Below are 3,950 nucleotides of genomic sequence, written 5' to 3'. Positions count from 1 at the left end.
CCTGGCGCGTCGATATCGGCAGCGGGTTCGTCCAGTTGACGTACACCAAGGTCTTCATCCTGGTCGCGGCCTTCGCCGGCATGGCCTTGCTGACCTACATCATCAAGTACACCAAGCTCGGCCGCATCAAGCCACACTGGAAACCACTGGCCACCGCCGCCGTATTGATGCTCGGGCTGTTCAGCTTCAGCAATCTGCCGGTACGCCTGCAAGCCGACCACCTCACCGTGGTGGGTGAACGCCAGCGCCTGCAATTGGACGAGGGCTCGAACGTCTTGCTGAACACCGATTCGGCGTTCTCCAGCAGCATCAAAGACCACCAGCGCATCGCCCGCCTCTACCAAGGCGAAGCGTTTTTCGAGGTGGCGCCCAACCGTGGCCTGCCCCTGGAAGTCGACGCTGGCCCCGTGCGCGCCAGGGTGCGCGACACCGCGTTCACCGTGCGTTACCTCAATGGCGAAGCCCAGGTGCAGGTGCAGCGCGGCGATGTCGACCTGAGCAACACCTTCGACGATGCCCGCGTGCGCCTGAGCGCCGGGCAAAGCATCCGCATCGGCCCCAAGGGTTTCGGCCAACCCGCCAGACTCGATGCCAACAAAGACCTGGCCTGGGTCCAGGGCCGGCTGATTTTCGAAAACTGCCCGATGAGCGAAGTGCTCGCCGAATTGCGCCGCTATTACCCCGGCTGGATCGTCAACACCAACGAGCAACTCGCCAGCGTCGCCGTCACCGGCAACTACCGCCTCGACCAGCCGTTGGACGTGGTGCGCTCCCTGGCCCACATCACCTCGGCCAAGCTCTCTGAATACCCGGCACTGGTGATCCTGAACTAAATGAGAATTATTTTTACTCGATAGCGCTCGGTGGTACGTCTCGTCTTAGCCAATGCAACTGATTCCCATTTGAATCGGTTCGCAACTATAAGATTCGTATCTCCGGAGCGCTTTCGATGTCTTCTCGTTTCAATCGCCGGTCTTCTTCGCCCGTGCTGTCCTTGCTGACCGCCGCCATCCTGCTGGCCGGTGCGCCGGTGATGGTCGCCGCCGCCGAACACACCGCCCGCAGCCAGGGCAACTACAGTTTCAGCATCGAACAGCAGCCACTGGTTGCGGCACTCAATGCCTTCACCGCCGTGACCGGCTGGCAAGTCGGCCTGCCGGCGGAGCTGGGCCAGGGTGTGTCGTCGCCTGGCGTGCGCGGTGCGCTGTCGCCGGAAAAAGCCCTGGAGCGCTTGTTGGTGGGGACCAACCTGAGCTACCGCAAACTCGGCAACAGCAGCGTCGCCCTGGAAAAGCGCGCTGCCAGCAGCGTCCTCAACCTGCAACAGTTGACCATCAGCGCCACCCGTAACGAGCAGGACGTCAACAGCGTACCGAACACCGTCAGCGTGCATGAGCGTGAAGCGCTGGACCGCCAGAACGTCAACAACATCCGTGAGTTGGTGCGCTACGAACCCGGCGTCTCGGTCGGTGGCGCCGGCACCCGCGCCGGCAACGCGGGCTACAACATTCGCGGTATCGACGGCGACCGCATCCTCACCCAGGTCGATGGCGTGGAAGTGCCGGACAACTTCTTCAACGGTCCCTATGCCAAGACCCGTCGCAACTACGTCGACCCGGAAATCGTCAAGCGCGTGGAAATCCTGCGCGGCCCGGCGTCAGCCCTGTACGGCAGCAGCGCCATCGGTGGGGCGGTGAGCTATTTCACCCTCGATCCGGACGACATCATCAAGCCCGGCCAGGACGTCGGCGCCCGCCTCAAGACCGGCTACAGCTCCGCCGATGAAAGCTGGCTGACCTCCGCCACCGTCGCCGGCCGCGTGCAGGACGTCGACGGTTTGCTGCACCTGAGCCAACGCAATGGCCATGAAACCGAAGCCTACGACGGCAACAATGCCACCGGCCTGGCCCGCACCGGCGCCAACCCCGAGGAGGCGCGCACCACCAACGTGCTGGCCAAGCTGGGCTGGAATTATGGCGATGACAACCGTCTGGGCCTGACTTACGAGAAGTACAAGGACGATCGCGACGTCAACCTGAAGAATGCGGTGGGAGGCCCGTTCGTCGGCGGCCAAGGCTTCAATCTCTACCGTGACCGACGGGGCAACGACACCATCACCCGCGAACGTTTCGGCCTGGAAAACACCTTCGCCCTCGACTCGCCCATGGCTGATCGCATCAAGACCAGCCTCAATTACCAGATCGCCAAGACCGACCAGACCACCGCAGAAATCTACCAGGCGGGCCGTCGGGTATTGCGCACCCGCGACACGCTTTACGAAGAAAAGCAGTGGATATTCGATGCCCAGTTGGACAAGGCTTTCAGCCTCGGCGAGACCGATCACCAAGTGACCTACGGCACCACGCTCAAGCAGCAGAAAGTCACTGGCTCCCGCGAGGGCGCGGCCACTTGCCTCGCCGTCGGCGCCGGTTGCACAGCCATTGGCGCGCCCAGCCCAACGGCCAGCGACAGCGTGACGAAGACCAGCGACTTCCCGGACCCAACCATCAACACCTATTCGCTGTTTGCCCAGGATCAGATCGCTTGGGACAAATGGACCTTCCTGCCCGGCGTGCGTTATGACTACACCCGGCTCAAACCCAAGCTGACCCAGGAATTCCTCAGCAGCGTCAACCCGACCGGCCAATACCCGGTGAGCGACAAGGAAAAAACCTGGCACCGTGTCACCCCCAAGTTCGGCCTGACTTACGCCCTGACCGATCACTACACCGTGTTTGGCCAATACGCCGAAGGCTTCCGCACGCCCTCGGCCAAAGCGCTGTACGGACGCTTTGAAAACCTGAACCTGGGCTACACCGTCGAGCCCAACCCCGACCTCAAGCCGGAAACCAGCAAAGGCATTGAAACCGGGATTCGCGGCAAGTTCGACGCGGGCTCCTTCGACATCGCGGTGTTTTACACCAAGTACCGCGACTTTATCGACGAAGACAACGCGGTCGTCGGCGGCACCGTCGAACAGTTCCAGGCGGTCAATATCAAGCGCGCAACCATCAAGGGCGCGGAAGCCAAGGGCCGCTTGAACCTCGATGCCTTCGGCGCGCCCCAGGGCCTGTATACCCAGGGGTCGATTGCCTACGCCTATGGGCGCAACGACGATAGCGGCGAGCCGCTGAACAGCGTCAACCCACTCAAAGGCGTATTCGGCCTGGGTTACGAACAGGACAACTACGGTGGCCTGCTGAGCTGGACGCTGGTGAAAAAGCAGGATCGCGTCGACAGCAGCAGCTTCCACGCTCCCGACGGCAGCACCGACGGCCCGTTCAAGACCCCTGGCTTCGGTGTGGTCGACCTGACCGCCTTCTACAAAGTCACCCAAGACGTGACGCTCAACGGCGGCCTCTACAACCTCACCGACAAGAAGTACTGGAACTGGGATGACGTGCGCAGCTACGACAGCGTCGGCGAAGCCAGTGTCACCGGCCCGGCCAACCTTGACCGCCTGACCCAGCCCGGTCGCAACTTCGCGATCAATGTGGTCTGGGACATCTGATCAACCCGCCTCGCCTCGTCGGAATTAATCAGCGATGAGGTGAGGATTTTTTACTGTGCCGCGTCTTCTTGTTCGTCTAGTTACTAACCGCCCAGCCACGCCCCAGGGCATCACGGCGCTCCCCTTCTCAAGGACTTTTTCATGACCGTTTCTCCTTCCGCAGAACGCCCAAGCCTGCGCTCCCAGCGCCTGAACCAGATCACCACCGCGCCGCACACCCGGCTCGACGCGCTGGTCAAGGCGCACGCGCCGTTTGAAACCCAGCCCAACTTCGCGCGTTTCGTGGTGGCGCAGTACCTGTTCCAGTCGGAACTAGTGGCGCTGTACAACGATGCCGACCTGATCAAGATCGTTCCCGACCTGGCCGAACGCTGCCGCGCCGACGCCGCCAGGCTGGACCTGGCCGACCTGGGCACCGACTACCAGGCCAAGGTGGATC

Annotated in this window: 2 protein-coding genes and 1 pseudogene; all 3 read left to right on the top strand. The window is 62.4% G+C overall.

Annotation, left to right across the window (positions count from 1 at the left end):
- Positions 1-833: FecR family protein (locus tag L9Z73_RS26835; RefSeq protein ID WP_247407605.1), on the top strand; the 833-nt coding region annotated here is incomplete at its 5' end.
- Between the two features lie 116 nt (positions 834-949).
- Positions 950-3,511 (top strand): TonB-dependent receptor, encoded by a 2,562-nt coding sequence (locus L9Z73_RS26830; protein ID WP_247407603.1) that lies wholly within the window; start codon positions 950-952, stop codon positions 3,509-3,511.
- A gap of 141 nt (positions 3,512-3,652) precedes the next feature.
- Positions 3,653-3,950: pseudogene (locus L9Z73_RS26825) on the top strand (biliverdin-producing heme oxygenase); the annotation flags it as partial.

Source organism: Pseudomonas emilianonis, from assembly GCF_023072625.1.
In the GTDB taxonomy this organism is placed as follows: Bacteria; Pseudomonadota; Gammaproteobacteria; order Pseudomonadales; family Pseudomonadaceae; genus Aquipseudomonas; species Aquipseudomonas paraveronii.
The sequence above is the reverse complement of the archived record's forward strand: the minus strand, read 5'-3'. Positions and strand labels throughout refer to the sequence as shown.

Excerpts from the sequence above, each read along its gene's own strand:
- L9Z73_RS26830 (WP_247407603.1), top strand. The coding sequence starts at position 950 with ATGTCTTCTCGTTTCAATCGCCGGTCTTCTTCGCCCGTGCTGTCCTTG.